Source organism: Candidatus Villigracilis saccharophilus (assembly GCF_016711665.1).
The window spans coordinates 25,633-47,693 of sequence record NZ_JADJSO010000052.1 but is presented as its reverse complement, the minus strand read 5'-3'; the positions used below and the strand labels follow the sequence as shown (position 1 = coordinate 47,693).

Annotated in this window: 20 protein-coding genes, 1 pseudogene and 1 riboswitch; of the genes and pseudogenes, 10 read left to right on the top strand and 11 right to left on the bottom strand. The window is 48.5% G+C overall.

The window, feature by feature from the left end; genetic code table 11:
* The first annotated feature begins 8 nt into the window (after nt 1-8).
* The 6 genes from IPL17_RS16460 to IPL17_RS16435 all read left to right on the top strand — a co-directional run bounded on the left by IPL17_RS16460 (nt 9) and on the right by IPL17_RS16435 (nt 5,690).
* Nucleotides 9-785 (top strand): 4Fe-4S dicluster domain-containing protein, encoded by a 777-nt coding sequence (locus tag IPL17_RS16460; protein ID WP_345308170.1) that lies wholly within the window; start codon nt 9-11, stop codon nt 783-785.
* Nucleotides 782-1,972, top strand: a complete 1,191-nt coding sequence (gene nrfD / locus IPL17_RS16455) for an NrfD/PsrC family molybdoenzyme membrane anchor subunit (RefSeq protein WP_345308169.1) — start codon at nt 782-784, stop codon at nt 1,970-1,972. The genes IPL17_RS16460 and nrfD overlap by 4 nt, the downstream gene beginning before the upstream one ends.
* Before the next feature lie 193 nt (nt 1,973-2,165).
* The gene (locus IPL17_RS16450) at nt 2,166-3,245 is read left to right on the top strand and encodes a cytochrome b N-terminal domain-containing protein (protein ID WP_345308168.1); all 1,080 of its coding nucleotides are present in this window, start codon (nt 2,166-2,168) and stop codon (nt 3,243-3,245) included.
* Between the two features lies 1 nt (nt 3,246).
* The gene (locus IPL17_RS16445; protein ID WP_345308167.1) at nt 3,247-4,455 is read left to right on the top strand and encodes a hypothetical protein; all 1,209 of its coding nucleotides are present in this window, start codon (nt 3,247-3,249) and stop codon (nt 4,453-4,455) included.
* A 3-nt stretch (nt 4,456-4,458) separates the two neighbouring features.
* On the top strand, nt 4,459-4,875 hold the full coding sequence (locus IPL17_RS16440; RefSeq protein ID WP_345308166.1) for a ubiquinol-cytochrome c reductase iron-sulfur subunit: 417 nt from the start codon (nt 4,459-4,461) through the stop codon (nt 4,873-4,875).
* 4 nt (nt 4,876-4,879) lie between these two features.
* Nucleotides 4,880-5,025, top strand: a riboswitch (molybdenum cofactor riboswitch).
* A 53-nt stretch (nt 5,026-5,078) separates the two neighbouring features.
* Nucleotides 5,079-5,690, top strand: a complete 612-nt coding sequence (locus IPL17_RS16435; protein WP_345308165.1) for an FmdE family protein — start codon at nt 5,079-5,081, stop codon at nt 5,688-5,690.
* A gap of 350 nt (nt 5,691-6,040) precedes the next feature.
* Here the strand turns inward: IPL17_RS16435 and IPL17_RS16430 are convergent, their stop codons facing one another.
* The gene (locus tag IPL17_RS16430; RefSeq protein ID WP_345308164.1) at nt 6,041-7,228 is read right to left on the bottom strand and encodes an ATP-grasp domain-containing protein; all 1,188 of its coding nucleotides are present in this window, start codon (nt 7,226-7,228) and stop codon (nt 6,041-6,043) included.
* Between the two features lie 597 nt (nt 7,229-7,825).
* On the opposite strand from IPL17_RS16430, the gene IPL17_RS16425 reads away from it, so the two are divergent.
* The gene (locus tag IPL17_RS16425; protein ID WP_345308163.1) at nt 7,826-10,210 is read left to right on the top strand and encodes a methyl-accepting chemotaxis protein; all 2,385 of its coding nucleotides are present in this window, start codon (nt 7,826-7,828) and stop codon (nt 10,208-10,210) included.
* 153 nt (nt 10,211-10,363) lie between these two features.
* On the top strand, nt 10,364-11,557 hold the full coding sequence (locus tag IPL17_RS16420) for an ISAs1 family transposase (RefSeq protein WP_345308162.1): 1,194 nt from the start codon (nt 10,364-10,366) through the stop codon (nt 11,555-11,557).
* A gap of 405 nt (nt 11,558-11,962) precedes the next feature.
* Here the strand turns inward: IPL17_RS16420 and IPL17_RS16415 are convergent, their stop codons facing one another.
* The 4 genes from IPL17_RS16415 to IPL17_RS16400 all read right to left on the bottom strand — a co-directional run bounded on the left by IPL17_RS16415 (nt 11,963) and on the right by IPL17_RS16400 (nt 16,435).
* Nucleotides 11,963-12,382: a type II toxin-antitoxin system VapC family toxin gene (locus IPL17_RS16415; RefSeq protein WP_345308161.1), complete on the bottom strand. Its 420-nt coding sequence runs from the start codon at nt 12,380-12,382 to the stop codon at nt 11,963-11,965.
* Nucleotides 12,375-12,623, bottom strand: a complete 249-nt coding sequence (locus tag IPL17_RS16410) for an AbrB/MazE/SpoVT family DNA-binding domain-containing protein (protein ID WP_345308160.1) — start codon at nt 12,621-12,623, stop codon at nt 12,375-12,377. Before IPL17_RS16410 ends, IPL17_RS16415 begins: the two co-directional genes overlap by 8 nt.
* Before the next feature lie 800 nt (nt 12,624-13,423).
* Nucleotides 13,424-14,419 carry a hypothetical protein gene (locus IPL17_RS16405; protein ID WP_345308159.1) on the bottom strand — a complete coding sequence of 332 codons (996 nt, stop codon included), beginning with the start codon at nt 14,417-14,419 and terminating at the stop codon, nt 13,424-13,426.
* 72 nt (nt 14,420-14,491) lie between these two features.
* Nucleotides 14,492-16,435, bottom strand: coding sequence for a PHP domain-containing protein (locus IPL17_RS16400; RefSeq protein ID WP_345308158.1), 1,944 nt, complete (start codon nt 16,433-16,435; stop codon nt 14,492-14,494).
* Between the two features lie 204 nt (nt 16,436-16,639).
* On the opposite strand from IPL17_RS16400, the gene IPL17_RS16395 reads away from it, so the two are divergent.
* Nucleotides 16,640-17,671: an integrase core domain-containing protein gene (locus IPL17_RS16395; RefSeq protein ID WP_345308157.1), complete on the top strand. Its 1,032-nt coding sequence runs from the start codon at nt 16,640-16,642 to the stop codon at nt 17,669-17,671.
* A 199-nt stretch (nt 17,672-17,870) separates the two neighbouring features.
* Nucleotides 17,871-18,092: pseudogene (locus tag IPL17_RS16390) on the top strand (transposase); the annotation flags it as partial.
* 108 nt (nt 18,093-18,200) lie between these two features.
* Here IPL17_RS16390 and IPL17_RS16385 read toward each other — a convergent pair.
* From IPL17_RS16385 to IPL17_RS16360, 6 genes are read right to left on the bottom strand one after another with little or no spacing between them, the layout of a single operon-like run.
* Nucleotides 18,201-18,659, bottom strand: coding sequence for a molybdenum cofactor biosynthesis protein MoaE (locus IPL17_RS16385; protein ID WP_345308156.1), 459 nt, complete (start codon nt 18,657-18,659; stop codon nt 18,201-18,203).
* A 6-nt stretch (nt 18,660-18,665) separates the two neighbouring features.
* Nucleotides 18,666-18,914 carry a MoaD/ThiS family protein gene (locus IPL17_RS16380; RefSeq protein ID WP_345308155.1) on the bottom strand — a complete coding sequence of 83 codons (249 nt, stop codon included), beginning with the start codon at nt 18,912-18,914 and terminating at the stop codon, nt 18,666-18,668.
* A gap of 1 nt (nt 18,915) precedes the next feature.
* Complete coding sequence (gene moaA, locus IPL17_RS16375; RefSeq protein WP_345308154.1) at nt 18,916-19,905, bottom strand: GTP 3',8-cyclase MoaA; 990 nt, start codon at nt 19,903-19,905, stop codon at nt 18,916-18,918.
* Nucleotides 19,895-20,698 (bottom strand): hypothetical protein, encoded by an 804-nt coding sequence (locus tag IPL17_RS16370; protein WP_345308153.1) that lies wholly within the window; start codon nt 20,696-20,698, stop codon nt 19,895-19,897. The genes moaA and IPL17_RS16370 overlap by 11 nt, the downstream gene beginning before the upstream one ends.
* Complete coding sequence (locus IPL17_RS16365; RefSeq protein ID WP_345308152.1) at nt 20,695-21,438, bottom strand: sulfite exporter TauE/SafE family protein; 744 nt, start codon at nt 21,436-21,438, stop codon at nt 20,695-20,697. Before IPL17_RS16365 ends, IPL17_RS16370 begins: the two co-directional genes overlap by 4 nt.
* 2 nt (nt 21,439-21,440) lie before the next feature.
* Nucleotides 21,441-22,055: an FmdE family protein gene (locus tag IPL17_RS16360; RefSeq protein ID WP_345308151.1), complete on the bottom strand. Its 615-nt coding sequence runs from the start codon at nt 22,053-22,055 to the stop codon at nt 21,441-21,443.
* Nucleotides 22,056-22,061 lie beyond the last annotated feature (6 nt).

Sequence of the window (22,061 nt, the reverse complement as noted above, 5' to 3'; positions counted from 1 at the left end):
GGTATATTATGACTGAAATTAAACATCACGCCTATCTCTTCGACGCCACACGCTGTATTGACTGCCGTGCCTGCATGGTGGCTTGCAGTGTCGAAAATAACATCGACATGGACAAGACCCGTATCTGGGTGGCCGGTCTTGGTGTCACAGGCGAATATCCCGAACTACAGCGCGGTACGATGGTTTATCACTGTATGCATTGCGACCATCCGGATTGCATGTCGGCGTGTCCTGTTGGCGCATATACAAAAGCCGATGATGGTCCTGTGACATACAACCCTGACCTGTGTATCGGCTGCCGTTATTGCATGAACGCCTGTCCGTTCGGCGTGCCGCACTTTGACTATGACAAGGGCATCATCGAAGGCGCGTTCATTGATAAATGCACCTTCTGCCCGCAGCGCATCTATAACGGACAGGAACCCGCCTGCGTTGAGACCTGTCCCACCGATGCGCTTGAATACGGCGACCGCGAAGAACTTATCGCGAAAGCCCATGCCCGTATCGCTGAGCATCCCACCCGTTATATTGACCACGTCTATGGCGAATTTGAAAATGGCGGCACATCCTATCTCATCCTCTCGCATGTCCCATTCAGCGAATTGGGTTTGCCCAATCTGCCTGAAACGCCAGTCAATGAAGTCAGCGAAAAAGTGATGGAAATGACCATCCCGTTTGCTCTTGGCTGGGGAGCCGTGCTGACCGCAGTCACAACAGGTGTGGCGCTTTACGATAAGAAAAAGGAAAAATCCGCAGCGGATAAAAAGGCGGAGACAACCAAATGAAACTTAATCTCACTGTTCAACCTCGCTTCCGCTTGAACTTTAGTCCGCTGGTCTGGATTCTATTGACCTTGATGGGCATTGCCTTTGTGGTCGCCATGATGCGCTACGCCTTTGGCATCGGTGTCATCAGCGACTTAAGCTATTCCTATCCCTGGGGTTTCTGGATCAGTTTTGACCTGTTCACGGGTGTTGCCATCAGCAGCGGCGGATTCCTCATGGCGGGCACGGTCTACATTCTGCGCATCAAAGAATTTGAACCACTGCTGCGTCCTTCCGTGTTAACTGCTTTCATTGGCTATGTTATGGTTGCCATTGCGCTGCTCGTTGATCTTGGTCAACCCCTGCGGATCTGGTATATGATGATCCATTGGAACGGCACTTCCGTTCTACTCGAGATCGGTATCTGTGTGATGTTGTATCTCACCGTGCTTGCCATTGAGTTTGCGCCGGTCGCTCTTGAAGGTTTCAAATTGCAAAAGTGGGCACACCTCATCCACAAGTTCATCATGCCTTTCGTTATCCTTGGCGTGGTGCTTTCTACATTACATCAATCATCCCTGGGCTCGCTCCTGCTCATCCAACCAAGTAAACTGCATCCGCTCTGGTGGACGCCCATCCTGCCGATCATGTTCTTCACTTCCGCAATTTCGATCGGTCTCGCGATGATCATCCTTGAGTCCTCGCTCAGTTCACGCTACTTCCAGCGCGGACTGGAGACTCACCTGCTTGCCAAACTTGCCAGGGCAATTCCCATTGTCCTCGTAATTTATGGGCTTCTCAAATTCAGCGAACTGGCTGTCGCAGGTGATCTCGGTTACCTCTTTACCAGCGGAGCTATGAGCATCCTCTTCTGGGCTGAAATCCTCATTGGCGTCGTCACACCGATCGTGTGGTTCTCCATCAAGGAGAATCGCGAAAGCGCAAATGGCCTGCTGACAGGCGCGATCATTGTTCTTGGCGGCATGATCCTCAACCGCTTCAATGTAAGTTGGTTCGCGGTCAAGCATCCCGATCCCATGTTCTATATGCCAACCTTTATGAGCAATGTCAAGTACTTCCCGACGCTGCCCGAAGTTGCTGTTTCTTTTGGAATATTCGCTGCTGGCATCCTTGCGTTTGGGCTTGCGGCAAAATATTTGCCTGTCTTTGAGGATGAACATTCACCTCAGGCCCATGCAGGTGACTAAACATATTACTCATTCAAGGAATGCAATCCTATAAAGCGGCAAAAAATGATTATTGGACGGGCAAGTAGGTATATTTTCTACTTCTGGGCAGAGTGAAAAATCAAAATTCTACCGCCCGAAAGATGATACATCCTCCTTTTTTCGTCTCTGCCCATGAAAAAGTTTTCATGGGCAGAGATTCGAGGCGAGGGTTGTGGACTTCCCTACCACGATGTACTATCAATCAAAAACTATGCGCCCAAACTTCTTTCACCACCTGCACCCACCAACCATTCCCGCTGCACAAGCGCGCTGGCGTTACACGTTAGGCGCAGGTGGAACCGCCATTTTTCTGATGCTGGTTTTAGTCATCACTGGCGCGCTTGAAATGTTTTATTACATCCCCACTCCCGCAGAAGCAGCTCTCTCAATTCAATCCCTTACATATCATGTTCCTTTTGGGGGACTTGTCCGCAACCTCCATTTTTGGTCGGCGCAATTATTGATCATTATCAGCGCAGTGCATCTAATGCGTGTTGTTTTCACAGGCGCATATATTCCTCCGCGCCGTTTCAATTACCTGCTCGGGCTTGCATTATTTGTATCTTCCATTTTTTTAAATTTCACAGGCTACATCCTGCGTTGGGATACCGGCATTCAATGGGCCTTGGTTGTGGGTACGAATTTGATCAAGACCATCCCGTTTTTTGGAAACAAACTCTATATGATTCTGATCGGTGGCTCCGAACCTGGATCGCCCACACTGATTCGTTTTTACGCCTGGCATGTGTTTGGATTAATGATCCTCAGCGCCATTTTGATCGGATGGCACGCCTTCAGGGTCCGTCGCGACGGAGGCATCGCTCTTCCACCCCCGATCCTGCGCACTGACCCCGAGCGGATCTCACGCTTCGAGTTGGTGCGCCGCGAAGTCCTGACGATGGTTTTGGTCATGGCTGCGTTAATTATTTTCTCGATCTGGTCTCCCGCCCCCATCGCCGCGCCGATTCAATTATCCGTTTTACAAACCGTTCCAGAATCTGCTTCGGCTCCGTGGTTCTTTCTCTGGGTCCAGCAAATGCTCAAATGGGGCGATCCTTTTGTGTGGGGCATACTCGTTCCATTCATCATGTTATTGATTCTTGTCTTGATTCCATATATTTTCCCGAAGCCGCTTGAAAGTGAGCTGGGTCGTTGGTTTCCAAAATCCAACCGATTGGTTCAGGTCATATTGGCCCTTATGGCTTCGTTAATTATTTTCCTCACGATTTTGGGCAGCCGGCCCGCCCTCTAAAATGCGAAAATTAATTGTCGTTGCTTCCGGTATTCTTTTTCTATCTTTGTCGCTGGCATGGTGGATGAACTCGCACCAGCCCAAACCGATCGAATTAATTCCGGTTCTTACAGGCCAGCCTGAATACTGCATCACCTGCCACGCGGACTTGCCTGAGATCAGCGCATCGCATCCAGTCGAAACATTTGGCTGCGTTAGCTGTCATGGCGGCGAGCGTCTTGCGCTTAATGCCGATCTGGCTCACAGCACCATGCGCGGCGGTGCGAACCCATCGGATCTTTCAGTAGCGGAAATCTCATGCGGCGGGAGCAGCTGTCACTCAGGCAGCGAAGCGGATGATCGTGACCACATCCAGCGTGTGATGACCAGCGTCCAATCCACGTATGCGGGGGCGATAGCCAATATCCGTTTCACATTTGGCGCACAGGCTGATCTGTCTGCTCACTTTGGGATCAATGCGATAACAGATGAACAGACTCAAACAGGCATTGCGTCGCTGGCTTCATTTGAGGCAACGGCTGATGCAAACCCGATGATTCTAAAATTTGGCGAAAATTGTTTGACCTGTCATATCAACGCCTTAGCGCGTGAAGGCGATTCTTTTGCGCGCCAGAATGGCTGCGCGGCTTGTCACTCAAATGGACAGCATAAACTAACAACTGCCATTTCCTACACTCAATGTAACACCTGTCACAATCGCGGGAATTACGATCTGCGCACGATGACCTTTATCCAACGCACGGATCGACCTGCGAAGCGCGTTGATGATTACTACCAGCCCATCGCGCAGTTCACTCAATGTGAATACACTTTGGATTGCATAGATTGTCATACACGGTCTGAAGTAATGGGCGACGGCGACATCCACGCCAACAAAAAGGATATTCAGTATGTGCAATGCAAGACCTGCCACGGCACGCCAACTGAATTGCCATTGACCAAAACGATTGAAGACCCGAACGACATCGCATTCAAGATGGGATTTCTAAATCCCGTGGTCGACTTGAAACCTGGCGACAAGATTCTCGTCACAGAGAAGGGCGAGCCGCTTTGGAATACGCGCGTCTTATCAGATGGAACGTATGAAATGATCGGCAAAGCCACAAAACAGAAATTTAATTTTCGCCCCGTGATGGGAAGCAGTTGTACTCAAACAGGCGAGGATCAATCCTCCACATATTGCCACGAATGTCATGCGGTGGAGAGGTGAATCATGCCTGAACTGTCCCGCCGTGATTTTCTGAAATTAGCCCGCGATGGATTTCTTTACCTGAACGGCGCGCTGACTTTGGGCGGTTTACTTCGTTTTCTTGATTACAATCCCGGCCCGGCACAAAAGACCGCATTTGATCTGGGCCCCGCCTCGAATTATCCACTCGGTTCACGGACTTCCCTTCCAGAAATTCCCGCATTCCTGATACATTCAGAAAAAGGGTTTACGGCTCTCAGTTTGGTTTGTACGCATCTGGGCTGTACTGTGGCAAGTGATGCAAAAGGTTTTGCCTGCGCCTGTCATGGTTCAAGCTACGACGTGGACGGTCAGGTAATGCATGGCCCGGCTGTTCTGCCCTTGAGGTCATTACGCATCGAAATAACAGAAGACAATCAGTTGATCTTGCATACTGATTAACTATTTTTCAAATTCTCTCCGAAGCCTGACTGCCTTCGAGCTTTGCTCATGGAAGTCTGGCCGATCACGATCGTGATCTAGGATATGTCGGAAACACCATGTCCCCCCGCCCTACAAAAGGCATTGGAAAGGAGACTCCCTTGTTCTGCGAGGCTGTCTCTTTATACTTGAGACCGTCTCGTTTTTATTTAGGAGAAACCAAAATGGACATACAACAACTGCTTGAAATATCATCCCGCGACCACTCGCATCTCTGTCCGCGCCAGATCCTTGGTGTGCGAATTGGGCTGGCTGGTATGAACGCGCTTGGGTTTAGTGAACCACCCTCAAAAAAACAATTGGTGGTTATTACCGAGACAGATGGCTGTTTTGCCGATGGACTCTCCGCGGCAACAAATTGCACTGTTGGCCACCGTACCCTTCGTGTGGAGGATTATGGAAAAGTCGCTGCCACATTCGTGGATACCATAACAGGCAGGGCGATCAGGGTTGCGCCAAGGCTTGACATTCGTGAGTTGGCATGTACATTTGCGCCAGAAGAATCCCGCCATTACTTTGCGCAAATGTACGCCTACCAGGTGATGCCGGAGTGGGAGATGCTAACCATGCGCGAAGTGGTATTGAATAGGTCTATTGAGAAAATCGTCTCGCGTCCCGGCATGCGTGTCAACTGTGACGTGTGCGGTGAAGAAATTATGAATGAGCGGGAAGTGCGTCAGCACGGACTTATTCTCTGCCTGCCCTGTGCCCAGGGCGGATATTGTCAATCCAAAGCGGAAAATTTTTTGCGGGTGGCGCAGGTTGAAGAAGTGTGAACATAATCTACTTTTTGTCTCCCTCATTGCGTTTTTTATTACGGGGTTGGCTTTGGCGCAGCAATCGCGTGCTTTGTTATGATGGAACTCGCGGACAACACTATTTTTATATCTGTTTTTGTGCTAGACCTGGTAAAAAAGCAAAAAAACTGACCTTTTTATGGCAGTTTTTTGGTTCAGACGGGGGATAGAACTTGCGGTGTATAACTTTTTGACGTGTTAAAGGCAGTTTTCGTAACCTGAAGGTCAATTAACTATACATACAAAGATTTTCAGAAATCCGAGGCTGGGAAAGCAAGTCATTTGGTACTTTCTTCCCTCTCAAACAGGATATGAACAGGATCAAGCCGTTAGGGGACCGTATCGCTGCATGAGACGAACTCTGCCAGATTTGAATCCAGAATATATTTTAATTCTGAAAAATTATCCTCCCTGGTTTCTGTAAACAAAAATCCGAAAACAGGATGTTCTTTATAGTTTATCTTTCTTAGCTCCATCGGTTTTTCAAAATTTGAAAGCAGCCTGTCAAAATCAAAAGCAGTGATGTCATTCACGTTTATACCGGTTGAATTATCCAAGACAATGAGGCTGAAAAGTTTCCCTTCTTTTCCTCGAAGTACTTCGAACCAGTCTGGTTTTTTCTGTGAAAAATAATATTGATAGGGATTGAAACCGAATGCCATGAAGGATATGTCTGCTGTTGTGCACCAGCCGCCAAATCGCATGGGATTTACTTCAATGGGCATTAATACACCTTGATCGCGCCTGACCTCGATATGGACTGGAAAATTTTTTAGCTGGGCCAGTTTCCCAATCCTGTCTGTAAAAAGTGTGAAATCAGCGAGGTTTTTCTCGATGATTTCCTTTGAGGTGGTATAGACCCTGTCGCTGACATCTGTATCTGAAGAGAAGGTGTGTTTAAGAATGCTCAGTATCACAGGTTCGCCGCTTGAATTGAAATAAGCATCAAAGGCATATTCATCACCATTGATACATTCTTCAATGATAAATGAGCTGGCATTCAATACCGCTTCAGGGAATAAGGTTTTATTTTTTCTCGTTTCTTCGACAATGACGTCGATGGTAGGAAACCAATCCTCGCGTCTTGTCACCTTGTGAACTCCCATGCTAAAAAAGCCGACCGCTGGCTTGATGATAAATGGAAGAGGAAAGTCTTCTAATTGAAAATTCTTCAAGTCTTCGAGTTTAATTTCCAAAAAACGAAAATCTGGAAAGATGGGCTTCATCAATTCCCTGAATTTCACTTTGTTCTTAAACAGCGCGATCTTTTCTGGAAGGTCGCTGAAACTTAAATGTTCTGCTATCCACCCGATCGCATTTTCGGAAGTCGTATAGATTCTGAGATCCCTCGAATCAATCGCACGAACCATTTCAACCGCTGCTTCCTCGCTGAGGATATTTGTGCCATCATACAAGCCCATTTTCTGTGCGATCTCCGTGCCTACCACCGGAATACAACCATCCCGGACCGTCTGTTTGAAAAAATCTGAGAGATAAGGCATGTCTACAAAGAACATAAGGAACTCCGTGAATCATTTTGAAGTGCAAGCACAACCTGAATTTGGCCTCGGGTATTCTCTCTTGTGTGAGAGTGTGTTCGTTCGTGCGGCAAAAAGCTGGTTCCAGTGAATAGTTTTATTGGCATTTGGTGTTTTTATACCAAGTTGAAAAATATTCTTTATTTATGTAGAACTAAAAGTCAGACAAAAATAAACAATCATTATGGATTAACTATAATCGAAATCGGTTCTGAGTTGATCTGCCATACGAACACAATACGCCCTGGCCAAAATTGCAGTCATGTGTTTCGATCTTAACTCAAGTGAGCCATAGAGGTCGTGAGAATGGAAGATCTATTTGCAATGCCAGGATGATCTATTTAGGCGCATAAGAATGAGGGAAAATATTTATGTAATATTTATTTGTTCTTACTGTCAATTTTATTGTGACAGTTTTCATTTGTTTATACAATGGATTTAATTTTAGATTCTAGTTTGATTTTATGCTAAATCCTTGTAAACCAGAACAAATATGAACTCACTATCTCCGATCTGATCAGGAGAGCTTCCGGGTTGTGTATTATCAGATGTTTAATTAATTTTTTGGAGGGAACGATGAAGTGGCTGGATAATCTAAAGACAAGTACGAAGTTGATCGGGGGGTTTGGCGCGGTGGTTGTATTAATGATCGTCATTGCAGTTGTGGGCTACATGTCCATGAACACCATCAACCAGGGTTCGGAATCTTTATACACCGACCAGACCATTCCGATCCGGGATGTGAGCGCCGCCAATTCCGCGTTATGGAAACTGCGCGGAGACCTGTATAAATTCACGTATATCCCCGCAGGACGCGAAGACACAAGACAAACGATCGAAGGGGATATCACGACGATCGAAGGGCTGATGGATACCTACCGTGCCGGCGAACTTGGTGAAAAGAGAAAGGCGGCCCTGGCGGAATTCGACAAGACCTGGCCCGTCTATCATGATGCCGTGAATGCTGTCATGAAGAATGTGGATAGCGGCAACATGGACGCCGCGATCACCAGCATCACCGACGGGGGTGAGGCCTCCAACTCCCGCAAAGCAGTGGGCACAGCCATGGAGGCGATCGTCGAGGTCAATGCCGGGTTGGCCGAAGAACTGTCGATTGAGAATACAGCCACTTTTTCCTCCTCCAGCATGACCTTGATCCTGGTGGGCATTTTTGGGGTGATCATTGCGATCGCCTTTGTGGTCGTCATCAGCCGCAGTATCACCGTGCCGTTATCCATCGTCGTGAACATCGCCAAGGCAATGTCGGTCGGCGACCTGGTGCGCGATATGAAAGATGCAGAGAAAGACAAAGTGCGCCTGCGCGAGGATGAGATCGGCGACATCGGAAAAGCCTTCGATGCGCTGATCAACTACATGCAGGGCATGGGCGTATCCGCGACCGCCATTTCTCAAAACGACCTGACCACTACAGTTACCCCGAAATCTGATAAAGATGAGCTTGGCAACTCCTTCGCCAAGATGATCGCCGGTCTGCGCGATGCCGTCAGCCAGATCGCAGAAGGCGCAAACTCCGTCTCCATCGCTGCCTCCCAACTGACTACCGCCGCCGAACAATCCGGCGAAGCCACCAGCCAGATCGCCACCACCATTCAACAGGTCGCGCTCGGCACCGCCCAGCAGACCGAAGGCGTCACCAAGACCTCCGCCTCCGTCGAACAGATGGGACGCGCCATTGACGGCGTCGCCAAGGGCGCTCAGGAACAAGCCAAAGCCATCTCACAGGCTTCACAGATCACCTCCCGCATCAACGCCGCCATCGAACAGGTCGCTGCCAATGCGCAGGCTGTCACCCGTGACTCCGCTCAAGCCGCCACCTACTCCCGCGACGGCGCCAAGACCGTCAAGGAAACCATCAACGGCATGGAAGCCATCCGCTCCAAGGTCGGTCTCTCCGCCACCAAGGTCGAAGAGATGGGTACCCGCTCCGAGGAGATCGGTGCCATCGTTGAGACCATCGAAGACATCGCCTCTCAAACCAATCTGCTGGCGCTCAACGCCGCCATAGAAGCCGCCCGAGCAGGCGAACAGGGCAAGGGTTTCGCGGTCGTGGCGGATGAGGTCCGCAAACTGGCCGAACGCTCCAGCCTCGCCACAAAAGAGATCGCTGCCCTCATCAAGGGCATCCAGAAGACCGTCAGTGAAGCCGTGACCGCCATGCAAGCCTCCGCTCAGGAAGTCGAGCTGGGTGTGACACGCGCTCACTCGGCTGGCGAGGTGCTCGATAACATCCTCGGTGCGGCGGAATCCGTTTACAAGCAGGCGGAAGAGGCGGGCAACACCGCCGCCAAGGTCGGCGCCGCCGCCGCTGAACTGGTCGAAGCGGTGGACGCGGTCTCAGCCGTGATCGAAGAGAACACCGCCGCCACCGAAGAGATGGCTGCCAATTCCTCCGAACTGACCCAGGCCATCGAGAACATCGCCAGTGTCAGCGAAGAGAACAGCGCATCTGTCGAGGAAGTCTCCGCCTCCACCGAGGAAGTTTCCGCCCAGGTCGAGGAAGTTTCCGCCTCCGCCACTTCCCTGATGGAGATGGCTCAGAAATTACAAGAAGTTGTTATAAGATTTAAGCTCACTAATAACAACAGCAGAAACGAACTTTTAGCCGAACTTGACACGTGCAAACAAGCGCATGCCAATTGGGTCAGGAAAGTGACTGAAATGCAAAAAGGTGGGAAGATCATAAAGGCTGAAGAAATCCCATCTCATACCAATTGTTCCTTCGGCAGCTGGTATTACGGTGTTGGGAAGATTGAATATGGTGAAACTCGGGAATTCATCGCCATCGAATCCCACCATAAAAAATTCCATGATCTGCTCAAGGAATATGTTGAAACTTTTACCAAACGAGGCGGCGATAAAGCGCAGACAGTCTTGAATCAGATACAAGTCTCGTCTCAAGGTGTCATGAACAGTATCGACCAGTTAAAGAAGGTGATTTGACCTGGCTAGGCAATTTTAGCTCATCCGTTATAGAAAAAAGGAGAAATGCAAACGCCATGGCTGTAGCAAAGTCGATTGACAAGAAGTAAAAAATAAGATCCTTCTCGGTAAAATTGCGAGTGACAAAACCAGCAAATAACGAGGAGGATCTAAATGGAGTATAGCACGATTGGCAAGGAGCAAGAAATTAGCGCAGAAGGGGTGGTCTATGATAAAGGGAGCGTATATGGTCGGTTACAAACCCTGACAGATAAGAGGAAAGCGAGAGGAAAAAGGTATAGCCTGACAACGTTATTGATGATTGTGTTGTTGGCGAAATTGAGTGGAGCGGATTCACCCACCGCCATTGCGGAATGGGGGATTCACCATCAGGATGAAGTAGAGGCATTGCTACTGATCCAACCAAAACGCATGCCAGAACGAAGCACCTATCGACGGCTCTTGGCATATAAAGTGTATGAAACGGAAATAGAACGAATGGTGGGGGAATACAATCAAAGTGGCGAACGTGGCGACATTTGTGCCTTGGATGGCAAAGCCTTATTGGGCATGTTGAAGCGCGAAGATGGCACCTCGGAATATGCCCTGAGTGTATATGATGTGCAGGCCGGGAAAACTATAGCGCAAGTGGAAGTTGGGAGTAAAGAAAACGAGATCACCAAGGCACCTCAAGCTATAAAATTGGCGAAAATTGCTGGGAAAGTAGTTACAGGGGACGCTTTACACACCCAAAAACGCCTGGCGCAAACTATCTTGGATGAAAAAGGCGACTATGTTTTTCCCGTGAAAGAAAACCAATCCAATCTGTACAAAAACATCCAATCCCTCTTTGCACCTGAATATCCCAAGCACGGGTTTGGAAAAATCCAAGCAGATTTCCATCAAGCACAAAAAGTTAATAAGGGTCATGGACGCATTGAAAAACGAACTTTGACAACTAGCGAAATGCTTAATACCTATGCGGCTTGGCCCGGGTTAGCTCAAGTCTATCGGCTCGAACGTGAATTCCAGTGGTGGCGAAAAGGAGTTTGTTATAAAACCTCCTGTGAAGTCGAATTTGGAATTACTAGCTTATCACGCAAAAAAGCTGCGCCGATGAAACTCTTGGAAATTCGCCGCGCTCATTGGGGAATTGAGACAGGCTCCCACTATCGGCGTGATGTTACCCTAAAAGAAGATGCAACCCGATTCATAATCGGCAACGGCGCAAGAGTGATGTCAAATATCAACAATCTTATCTTGGCATTGATCCGTCAGTCTGGCTTTCTAAATGCAGCACAAGCAAGACGTTTTTTTGCCGCGCATCTTTCCCAGGCTTTTGCCCTCCTGGTTACCCCTTTTTCCTGACTTTGCTACAGCCATGATGCAAACGCATAGTTTCCTTGACTGATTTGGATTTGTACAGTATCAAAGCAAGGTCTGGATCGCGGGTTCGTTCAAAGATGCCCGATAATGGAACTCGCGGTGCGTAACTATTTTTCAGCCCTGTTTTTACGCTAAAACTGGTCAGAATAAACAAAAAAACCGCCCTAAAATGGCGGTTTTTTCATTTATTCTTGGCGGTCCCGACGGGAATCGTACCCGCGAAGCGTAACTATTTACCTACTGACTATGAGTTGATTTTGAGTATTTTTAGGTGCTTTTCCTATAAAGACTTGCCCATTCTATGCGGGGACACTGAGACTGTCAAGCAATAGATGGGGGATTTCGTTAAAGTCGAGACGGATGTCCACTCATGAGACAAGTGCATGTTTACTTTCTTTTTTTCAACCATTCGATTTTAGCAAGGTTGGTAACCTCTTCAAATTCTGGATCCCCGGTCATAATCGTACCATTTATTTTTTGAGCAGCAACCACTACAAAGGCATCTGCATATGAAATAGGGTGATTAGCTTTGATGTGAGCAGCGGCAAGAACCGTTTGGTTATCTGCAGGAAGAATTTCAATGGGGAGGCTTTGAATAAGGGCAAGCGCTTCATGCGTCTTCGCCAATCCATTATTCCTTTCCACACTATATAGTATCTCTCCCAAATTGATAATCGAAATATATACTTTGCATTTATTTTCTTCAGCGTCTCTTAGTATTTTTTGAACACGCTGCGCTGCAGGCTCATCTTCCAGGTACGCAATGAAAGCAAAAGAATCCAAGACGTAGGCTGGCAGATCATGCATGAGTAAGCCTCTTTTCGCGCTTTTTTTCGAATTCACGGTCTTTCTTTAATATAGTAGATAACGAAGTCTGTCCCTTTAAGAAGCCGCGTCCTTTTTTGATGGGGTCAGCTATAACAGGTACGATGGTTAGTACGCCACCATAATCAACAAGCATTACCTCTGTGCCGGGCACAAGGTTATATTTTTTTCGCATTTCGGCCGGGATAACCACCCAACCTTTGTTTGAAATTGTCAGAACCATATTGACGCTCCTTGTTGTTATACTTTTGTATATAAAAGTATAACATATAATTGCAATTGAAGATGAGGATGAGCACGATGAAACCTTCAAGGGATTACATTGCCAGACACCAGAAAAGCGCATTCGTACCCTGTGCTGGCTACTTACTCATCCGCCCGGATTTGAGCGATAAAAGAGATTATCATGCTGTTTTACGCTCATAACTTTTCGGGAGCTGCATGATTGGCTATATCCTTCACTGTGGTGATGGAACTGAAAACGCGACGGATCGTGCATACAGGAGTGACAAAGTACCCGACTGATGAATAGACCATACAACAATTACGGGAAGCAACACCTTGGGGGAAAGGACCGGAGTATCTAATTCGTGATCGGGATAACAAATATGCGAAACCCTTTTCAGCGGCAGACGGAAGTACCAAAGAGTTGAAGACACCGTATCGAACACCCCAGGCGAATGGGGTTTGTGAGAGGTTCGTGGGCAGTTTACGCAGAGAATGCATGGATCATATTCTGATCCATAATGAAAAGCATTTACAGCATGTGGCCACAGAATACACGGCATACTTTAATCAAGAAAGGCCGCATCAGGGGATTGAACAGCGGATCCCTGATCACTTTGAACTTTCAAAATCGAAGCCAACCGACGGACGCATCAGCGCTTTTTCAAAGATTTACTTCTTGTACAATATACAACTGGAATCGTTCATATTTTTCCTGGAAAATATTGTGCGTTTGCGCTACTTCGAGCTGGAATATCAATATTCTTGAGGCAAGAAACCTGCAAGAATACTTTTCATTTATCCCACTGATACAACTTTCTCCGCCCTCAAGAAGGGTTCCCCGCGTTCTGTATCCATCTCCATCACGCCGGTGATCAAAAAAGGTTGGGTTGAATCGATGATGAGTTTGGCATGACGATACACATCTGGAAACAGGATCGCATCCAATGTTCCATATAGATCTTCCAGAGTCAGGAACAACATCGAATCCCCTTTTGCTGTCCGACTCCGATGGGAAGTCTGTCTCACGCCGGCAACCGTCACCCTGCGCCCGATCCTTTCAACAGCATCCAAAGTCGTGATCGCACCAACCCCAACGATTTTCTCTGATACCAACTCAAGCGGATGAGCATCGAGGCTGGCGCCGAGGATGTCCAATTGCTCATGTACCTTTTGCTCCAAAGTCCAATCTTCTTCGCTGGTGTCTGTCCAATCAAACAGACTCATCTGGTTTTGTTGCCAACCGCCATTTTGCAATCGCCTGAGTATCGCAGGAATTTTCCCCAACCCATCCAATGCACCAACCCGCGCAAGATTGTCAGCCTCCTGAGCCCGTGGATCAACCCGAGTCAAAAAATCTTCGAGAGAAACGAAGGGTGAGAATTGCATGATACGTTTAATCGTCCGCTGGTTAATTCCTTTAACCTGATCCAGGCCCATGAAAAGCGCACGTTCATCAGAATCTAAAAGTTTACTCACTGAAAAATTATGCCCGGAATAATTCACGTGCGGCGGGCGAACTGTCAATCCAATTCGGCGTGCCTCACTGAGATAAACGCGCTGGCTGTAATACCCGCCCCAATTGGCTAATACCGCCGCCATGAACTCAGATGGAAAATACGATTTGCACCAGGCTGAACGCCAGGCTACCCTCGCATACGAAGCGGCATGCGCCTTGGGGAACCCATAGCCGGCAAAGGCCGCCATCATTTCCCAAATTCGTCCACCGATTTCCAGTGGCACGCCGCTTTTTTCCTGTGCCTGGCCGACAAACTTCTTTTCCAACTCCTGCATCTTTTACCTGGATCAAAATGACTCATCGCCCGTCGCAACAGGTCCGCTTCTGCCAGACTAAAACCTGCAAGTTCATTTGCGATTCTGCAGAACCTGCTCCTGATACAAAATGACTCCGAAAGTCTCATCGAGCAACGGCGCGAGGCTGGCATGCAGGTGTTTGACTTTCTCTTCCCCTTTGAAGCGGCGCACGAAGGCATCCTTGAGTCCACCGCTGAGCGGTCCAGGTCGATACAAAGCCAGCGCAGCCATGATGTCATCTTCACTTCGCGCATGGATCTCGCGCAAGGTGGCGCGCATACCCGGACTTTCGATCTGGAAGCAGCCGATCGTTTCACCCTTTTCAATGCGTTGGGCAGTTGCCAGGTCATCGGCTGGGGTCGAATCTAAAACTGCCAGCGCAGAGATAAACTGATGCGGTTGGCTCTCTTGAACAAATTCCGCCACGTCTCCCAGAACTGTCAGACCGCGGATGCCCAACAGGTCGATCTTCACGAGTCCCAAAGCCTCCACTGATTCCAAATCCAGTTGTGTGATGACAACGCCCTTCCCTCCCGAGCGCATGACAGGTACGAGATCGGTCAGTATAGCGGGGGCGACGATGATACCGCCCGGATGCATCGAAAGATGGCGCGGCAGTTTCAAGATGGCTTCGGACTCATCGAAGATGGTTTGATAAGGCTCTGATGGATAGGCGGCGCGCAATTCTGCAAAGGGAGACGGCGGGTCTTTTCCTTCCTCTCCTTCTTCAAGGCGTGCCCACCATGAATGTGGCAATTGATTGGCAAGTTCGCGGACTTTCGCAGGCTCAAGTCCATACGCCTTGGCGACATCCCCCAGTGCTGAGCGCGGACGATACCGATTGATCGTCCCAACCATTGCGACACGTTCCGCTCCATACGTATCAAAGACATGTTGAATGACTGAATCTCTGCGGCGCGAACATAGGTCGGTATCAATATCGGGCGGGGTACTGCGGGCCGGATTCAAAAAGCGCTCGAAATATAAATTCAATCGTATTGGATCCGGACTGGTGATCCCCAAACAGTGCGCTACGAGAGAGGAAGCTGCTGAACCACGCGAAGAAAATGGAACCCCGGTTTTCCGGGCAAAATCCATGATATCTTCCACGATCAGAAAGATCGGTTCGAAGCCCATGCGGGCGATGGTATCCAGCTCGTGGTCCAGGCGAGTCTGGATGACCGTCGTGACCTCGCCATAGAGTTGCTTCGCACCTTCTATCGCTTTATTTCGCAAATGTTGAGCTGCGGTGATGCCATTCGGCAAGGGAACAGTCGGCATTTGCGATCCACCGATCGGCAGATTGAATTTGCAGCGTTCCACGATTTCCGTTGTAGCTTTGAGCGCTTCAGGAAATTCCTCGAAACGTGATTCGATTTCATCCGAACTCATGAAATACGCATCGGATGGTACGATGGCGTGATCTGGCAAGCCGTCAACATTTTTATTCAGGCGAATGGCTGTGAGAGTCCGCTGCAGAATAGCTTGTTCAGGGCGAAGGTAATACACCGAATGGGTAACTACTGTGGGCAAGACCAATTTACTTGCAATGTCTGAGAGAGAAGCAGCCTTGGCGGGATCTTGCAAAGCTACGTACAAACGATCCTGAAAAATCTCCTTGAGTGATTTTGGATTGCTGCTCAGTGCGATCAAATCTTTTGAATAGGTCGAGAGCATATCCAGGGAACATACGGCTTCTGGGCTTTCCTGCAGGGCAAGCGCGCTACTCAACCGACAGAGATTGGACCAGCCTTCGAGACTGGTGGCAAGCAGATTGAGTGGACCATAATCCAGGTCGATCTCCAGCCCGAGAACAGGTTGAATGCCATACTGTTTGCAGGCTGTTATAAACTCAATGGCGCCGGTGAGCAGATTGTGATCGGTAAGGCCAAGTGCAGACATGCCACTCGCCTGCGCGGCTTGAACAAGATCGACGGGGGCAGTCAATCCTTCCTGCAAGGAAAATGCGGAATGGGTGGTGAGATGAAGGTACATTGGGCTTGATTGTAAACGGTTCAGCCTTTTGAATCCAAAGCCAGAGCAGTGGATTTCAAATTTGTCTGATACCTAAATTTTTCCGTCTTTTAGTTATAAATCACCCCTACCTGTGCTGGCTACTTACTCATCCGCTCGGATTTAAGAGGTAAAAGGGGATTATCATGCTACTTTAACCTCGTTTCATAATTATCTGGGAGTAGCATGATGGGAAAATTCCTTGACTGGCTAAAAGAACGCATCAAACATTGGACAAAACCGGCATCTTCAGTCCTAATCGTTGGCATACTTTCAGATTTGACTCGCAGCCATACCGATCTGGTTGTAGAAAATGCATTGTTGCGCCAACAATTGATCGTGCTACAACGGCAGATCAAACAACCACAGCTAAGCAATCCTGATCGTTTTCGCCTAGTGTTTTTATCGCACTTTACTGCATTCTGGAAACAAGCCCTGCATATCGTTCAACCGGATACTTTATTACGCTGGCATCGTGAGTTGTTTCAATTTTATTGGCGGAGAAAATCGCAAGGCAAGTCAAAGATATCGCCTGAAACAATCGCTTTGATTCAAGAGATGGCGAAAGAGAATCAATTGTGGGGAGCAGAGCGAATCCGTGGTGAGTTGTTGAAGCTGGGGATAGAAGTGAGTAAACGAACAGTCCAGAGATACATGCCGAAGGAAAAGAAAACGGGTTCTTCGGGCCAAAATTGGGCAACATTCTTGAAGAATCAAGCCAGTGGCATCTGGGCATGCGACTTTACTGTTGTGTATGATTGGTTGTTTCGGCAATGGTATGTATTTGTGGTGATGGAACTGAGAACACGGCGGATAATACATACAAGAGTAACAAAATACCCTACTGATAAATGGATGGCACAACAGCTACGAGAAGCGACACCTTGGGGTCAAGGTCCGAAATATTTTATTCGTGACCACTATAAAAAATATGCGGCACACTTTTTAGCAGTAGCCGGAAGTATCAAAGAGGTGAAGACACCGTATCGAACGCCCGAGGCGAATGGGGGATGTGAAAGGTTCATGGGCAGTTTACGCAGAGAATGCATGAATCATATTCTGATCTATGATGATAAGCATTTACAGCGGGTAGCTACGGAGTACACGTCATACTTCAATCAGGAGCGACTGCATCAGGGCATTGATCAGCGCACCCCCGATCACTATGATCAAACAAGATTAAAGCCAAAAATCCAAAAAAATCTGATGGATGAGTAAGTAGCCAGAACAGGGCGAGACCGCTCATATGGAACGCTGGAATTGCACTCTACGCCAACGCTTAGCAGATATGTCCGCAAGACCTTATCTTTTTCTAAGGTCGAGTATATACACCATTTGGTGATACGCTGGTTCCTTGTCGAAAACAATCTGGCGATTACTCATAATCATGTGCTTTGACCCACTACCTGATTTTAATGTGCCGTTTGACAACAATCAGGCAAAACACGATCTACGCATGATGAAAGTCAAGCAGAAGATATCGGGGTGCTTTCGTTCAGATCATGGATCTGAAACCTTCTCCTCTATTGGCGGGTGTATTTCTAATGCTCGGAAAAATGATTGGTCTGTCCTCGATGTTTTATTTGCCGCTTTTGAGGGCCGTTCTTATATTTCTGCTTTTATCTCTCTAAACAGCTGAGTAGTTACGAATAATCAGAATCACATAAACAGATTTGTGGCAACGATATATGTCTTCAACCTATCTCTATTGCCAAGAAATAAACAGAACAGTTGATTTCGAATTTTTCTATTCCCCAGGTTTTGGGATGTACTCCCCTTCTACCCATTCTTCCCCGTTTGGGAAAACTTCTTTTTTCCAGACGGGCACTATTTCTTTTAGGCGATCTATCCCATACCGCGCTGCATCAAATACCCCCGTATCCCGGTGCGCGGATGTACAGGCGATCAAGATGGTCGGAGTTCGTGGATATAACCGCCCAATTCTCTGAATGATCGCGATCCCCTCAATGCTGTTCCAGCGATCACGAATCTCGTCTGCCACCTGTTTCATCTTGGCTTCTGCCATAGGCTTGTAGGCTTCATATTCCAAATACATAGTTTCGTGAGGATTATCCCGGGAAGTGATCCCGCGTACCATCCCTGTGAAAATGGCTGCCGCACCTGTGGATGCTAGCGTAATCTGTGCGAGCAGGTCATTCAAGTCTATTTCGTTTTCAGTGATGGAATAAATAGTCGGATGTTTCATGGTTAATTAACCGCCTGATACTGGGGGAAATAATGCGATCTCTGCATTATTTAGAATCATTGTTTCATCAAATGCATATTCCTGGTTGACCGAGATCAGCGCATGTCCCAACAGGTCTGCGAGCGCAGGAACCTTTTCGATCAAGATGGTTTTGTACTCTGCAACGCTGGTTTGGGTTGGGATTTCCATTTCAAAAGATCTAACTCCCGCACGGTCACGCAGGGTTGCAAAGAAAAGAGTTGTTACTTGGATCATTTCAACCACCGATCTGGCTCATGCCACGCTGGGGATCAGCCGGTATGGCAGCCATCATGTCATGCTGTTTTGGTTTTTGTGCAATGGCTTGAGTAAAATACTCTTCAAGAGGCTTTCCGTTTCGTACTGCATCCCGCAGGGAAATTTCATTGGCAATGACAAGGCATGAACGCAATCTTCCATCAGCGGTTAATCTCAAGCGATTGCAGTTCTGACAGAAATGTTCGCCCAGCGGCGAAATGAAGCCCACTGTGCCGAGCGCATTGGGAATACGAAAAGTTCGCGCAGGTCCATTCCCAATGGGAGTAGATTCGGGTTGAAGATCGAACCTTGAAAGCTGGTCGCGCATTTCTTGAACCGAGACATAGCGATTTTGCGGCGCAGGAAATCCGTTCCCCCAATCCCCGGAGTTGCCGATCGGCATTATTTCTAGAAAGCGGATGTGCCACGCATGTTCCATTGTCAGGCGCGCGAGTGCGGGCAATTCGTCAGTGTTGAGTCCGCGCACGATCACAGTGTTCAGCTTGAGGGGCGAAAGATGCGCATGTTCGGCGGCTGAGATTCCCTGCCAGACGCGGTCAATCTCTCCCCCGCGCGTGATTCTCTTAAATTTGTCGACATCCAAAGTATCCAAACTAATGTTGATACGTGTCAAGCCTGCATCGGCAAGCGGCTGGGCAAACCGTTCAAGCAGCATGGCATTTGTAGTGAGACTCACCTCTTCGATATTTTGAATGGATGAAATGCGTTGTACGATTTCGACGATATGTGGATGAACCAATGGCTCCCCGCCCGTGAGGCGGACACGCTTTACGCCGCCCTGTGCGGCAGTTTCAACAACCCGAACAATTTCATTCACTGTCAATTGTTCGGAGCGGGGCTGCCGGCGCAACCCTTCCTGCGGCATACAATAGACACAACGCAGATTGCAGCGGTCTGTGAGTGAGATACGCAAATAGTCAATGGTGCGTCCAAATGGATCAATGAACATATTTTTCTTCCCATTCCTGAATGGCTTGTAAAACTCCCTGCGCAATTTGGGCCGGACGTTCAGCAATCCCAGAAACTTGCGCCTGCCCGATGCGTGGATCGATTTCAATGACTTTTGTTTTTTGAGTCACGGGCACACCATCATGAGTCAGCCCGCGTAGGATGCCGGGGATGGGTGCATAAAGGAGTGTTGTATTAATGCGCGCCACTTCCTGCCCACTTTCTACTTGATCGCCAATTTGAAGTGATGTGTGAAAAGTGCCAGCGAGTGGTGCGTACACATAACGGTCACGCGCATGACCCTCGATCTCGATTGGTTCCCCCTGCAATGGCCTAGACGAGCCTTGTTCAATAATTCGTCCGAGCGAATCGCCACGGGCAGTTTCAATAACCAGGTGGGTGGTTTCACCCGCGATGAAATTAGGTCCCAGCCCAATGGTTAAGGCGGCCAGGTGAATTTGAGACTCAGGATGTGAGTGCTTGCGCATGCGCGCGTCCACAAGTATCGTAGGCGGAAGTCCGAAAAAATCATCCAAAACTACAGGGATGTGTTGATGAGCAGCCAGGGCATCCCGCAAAAGAGTACTTTCGCTTATTATTTTTGCCTCAACCTCTTCGAGCACAGCATGTCCATCGAAGATCGCATCTGTATAAGACATTCTGCGGCGTGTGGTTGTCGGTTGATGCGCTTCGTTAATGACCACTGGGTAGCCAGATCTAAATAGGCAATGTGCAACCGCAGAGCCGATATCGTTTGCGCCACACACAAGAATATATCGGTCTGTGGGAGTCATCGAAGAAAATTAATCCAGTAGATTGCAGATGCAATGCTAAGAACTGTTCCCAGAGCGCGCCGAACGCCAGCGCCGGAAAACCGAATCGCGCCTAATTGACTGCCGATCAGCGCGCCGAGCAAACCGACCATGAGCATGGAAACCCCAAACGTGCCAAATTCCAATGTGCCGTTCGAAAAGCGGCCAATCAATCCACTGATCGAATTGATGGCAATAAAACCGCCCGCTGATGCCGCTGCCTGCTTTGTGTTGCCCCATTGCATTAGGATAATGAGTGGGGAAAGGAAAATCCCACCGCCGATCCCGAGCATACCGGAGAGCAGACCTATGGCGGCACCACTGGCTAAAGCCGCCCACCTGGGAACAGGCTGCGGCTTCCAATGTGGTGCTTCTGTTAGAGTTGGGAACAAGACCATGCGAAGCGCAAGATAGGTGAGAACGATATAAAGCAGGGTGGTATAGGTCTGCTCTGAAATCTTCATGGTCCCGCCGATGAATGCAGCTGGGACGGAGGTGATCAAAAATGGCAGCAATAAGCGCAGACGAAAATGTCCGGCACGCGCATAGTTTGTAAATGAAATGGAAGAGACAACAATGTTCAGCACCAACGCAGAACTTGACATGACCGCCGCAGGCAGGTCGAAGAAATTCATGGCAATCAGGTAGCCGGATGCTCCGCCAAACCCCGCACTTGAATACAGCATGGCAATGATAAGGACGAGCGCCGAAAGTAGATTCATACTCATGCAGTCATTTGCTCATAGACAGGGATTGAAACAGGGTTCCGGTAATAGGCTGGCCCAGAACAGGCTCGGCAAAGGGTCAGACCGTTCTGTATAATCTCGCGTTCGTTCATGATCTCCTCACCGCAAACCTCACACTCCACGCGAATACCTGGGCGGGAAAGAATGGCTCGCAGGGAAACACTCAGCAGCACTGTTTGCACATTGAACATGATCTCTGCTTGCATGGTTTGATAAGCCTTCATTTGCGCAAAATAATGACGCTGTTCTTCAGGAACATGACCACAAGCCAGTTGGCGGATATTAGTAGCAGGGGCGATCCGAATCGCCTGTTCAGTTTGGGTGTCTACGAAAACAGCAGCAGCTTTTCCGTAATCCTCGACGCGCATAGTGCGATGTCCGACGGTCGCATTGGTCACCGCTGAAAGTCCATCCGCAAAGCAGCCATCGGTTTCTGTGATGACCAGCAGACGCTTATCATGTTGCGGCAAGGGTAGATTTAGTAAATCGCCCGCGTGCATCCCCATGCGCACGCCGAGGATCTGGCGCGGGCATAAGTGACTGTGCGATGATGCGGAGAGGTCAAGTAATTGAGAAAGAGTTTTTGTGTTCATTCTATG

Coding starts and splice junctions, on each gene's coding strand:
- IPL17_RS16460 (WP_345308170.1), top strand. CDS start 9: ATGACTGAAATTAAACATCACGCCTATCTCTTCGACGCCACACGCTGT.
- nrfD (WP_345308169.1), top strand. CDS start 782: ATGAAACTTAATCTCACTGTTCAACCTCGCTTCCGCTTGAACTTTAGT.
- IPL17_RS16445 (WP_345308167.1), top strand. CDS start 3,247: ATGCGAAAATTAATTGTCGTTGCTTCCGGTATTCTTTTTCTATCTTTG.
- IPL17_RS16440 (WP_345308166.1), top strand. CDS start 4,459: ATGCCTGAACTGTCCCGCCGTGATTTTCTGAAATTAGCCCGCGATGGA.
- IPL17_RS16435 (WP_345308165.1), top strand. CDS start 5,079: ATGGACATACAACAACTGCTTGAAATATCATCCCGCGACCACTCGCAT.
- IPL17_RS16430 (WP_345308164.1), bottom strand. CDS start 7,228: ATGTTCTTTGTAGACATGCCTTATCTCTCAGATTTTTTCAAACAGACG.
- IPL17_RS16425 (WP_345308163.1), top strand. CDS start 7,826: ATGAAGTGGCTGGATAATCTAAAGACAAGTACGAAGTTGATCGGGGGG.
- IPL17_RS16420 (WP_345308162.1), top strand. CDS start 10,364: ATGGAGTATAGCACGATTGGCAAGGAGCAAGAAATTAGCGCAGAAGGG.
- IPL17_RS16415 (WP_345308161.1), bottom strand. CDS start 12,382: ATGCATGATCTGCCAGCCTACGTCTTGGATTCTTTTGCTTTCATTGCG.
- IPL17_RS16410 (WP_345308160.1), bottom strand. CDS start 12,623: ATGGTTCTGACAATTTCAAACAAAGGTTGGGTGGTTATCCCGGCCGAA.
- IPL17_RS16405 (WP_345308159.1), bottom strand. CDS start 14,419: ATGCAGGAGTTGGAAAAGAAGTTTGTCGGCCAGGCACAGGAAAAAAGC.
- IPL17_RS16400 (WP_345308158.1), bottom strand. CDS start 16,435: ATGTACCTTCATCTCACCACCCATTCCGCATTTTCCTTGCAGGAAGGA.
- IPL17_RS16395 (WP_345308157.1), top strand. CDS start 16,640: ATGATGGGAAAATTCCTTGACTGGCTAAAAGAACGCATCAAACATTGG.
- IPL17_RS16385 (WP_345308156.1), bottom strand. CDS start 18,659: ATGAAACATCCGACTATTTATTCCATCACTGAAAACGAAATAGACTTG.
- IPL17_RS16380 (WP_345308155.1), bottom strand. CDS start 18,914: ATGATCCAAGTAACAACTCTTTTCTTTGCAACCCTGCGTGACCGTGCG.
- moaA (WP_345308154.1), bottom strand. CDS start 19,905: ATGTTCATTGATCCATTTGGACGCACCATTGACTATTTGCGTATCTCA.
- IPL17_RS16370 (WP_345308153.1), bottom strand. CDS start 20,698: ATGACTCCCACAGACCGATATATTCTTGTGTGTGGCGCAAACGATATC.
- IPL17_RS16365 (WP_345308152.1), bottom strand. CDS start 21,438: ATGAATCTACTTTCGGCGCTCGTCCTTATCATTGCCATGCTGTATTCA.
- IPL17_RS16360 (WP_345308151.1), bottom strand. CDS start 22,055: ATGAACACAAAAACTCTTTCTCAATTACTTGACCTCTCCGCATCATCG.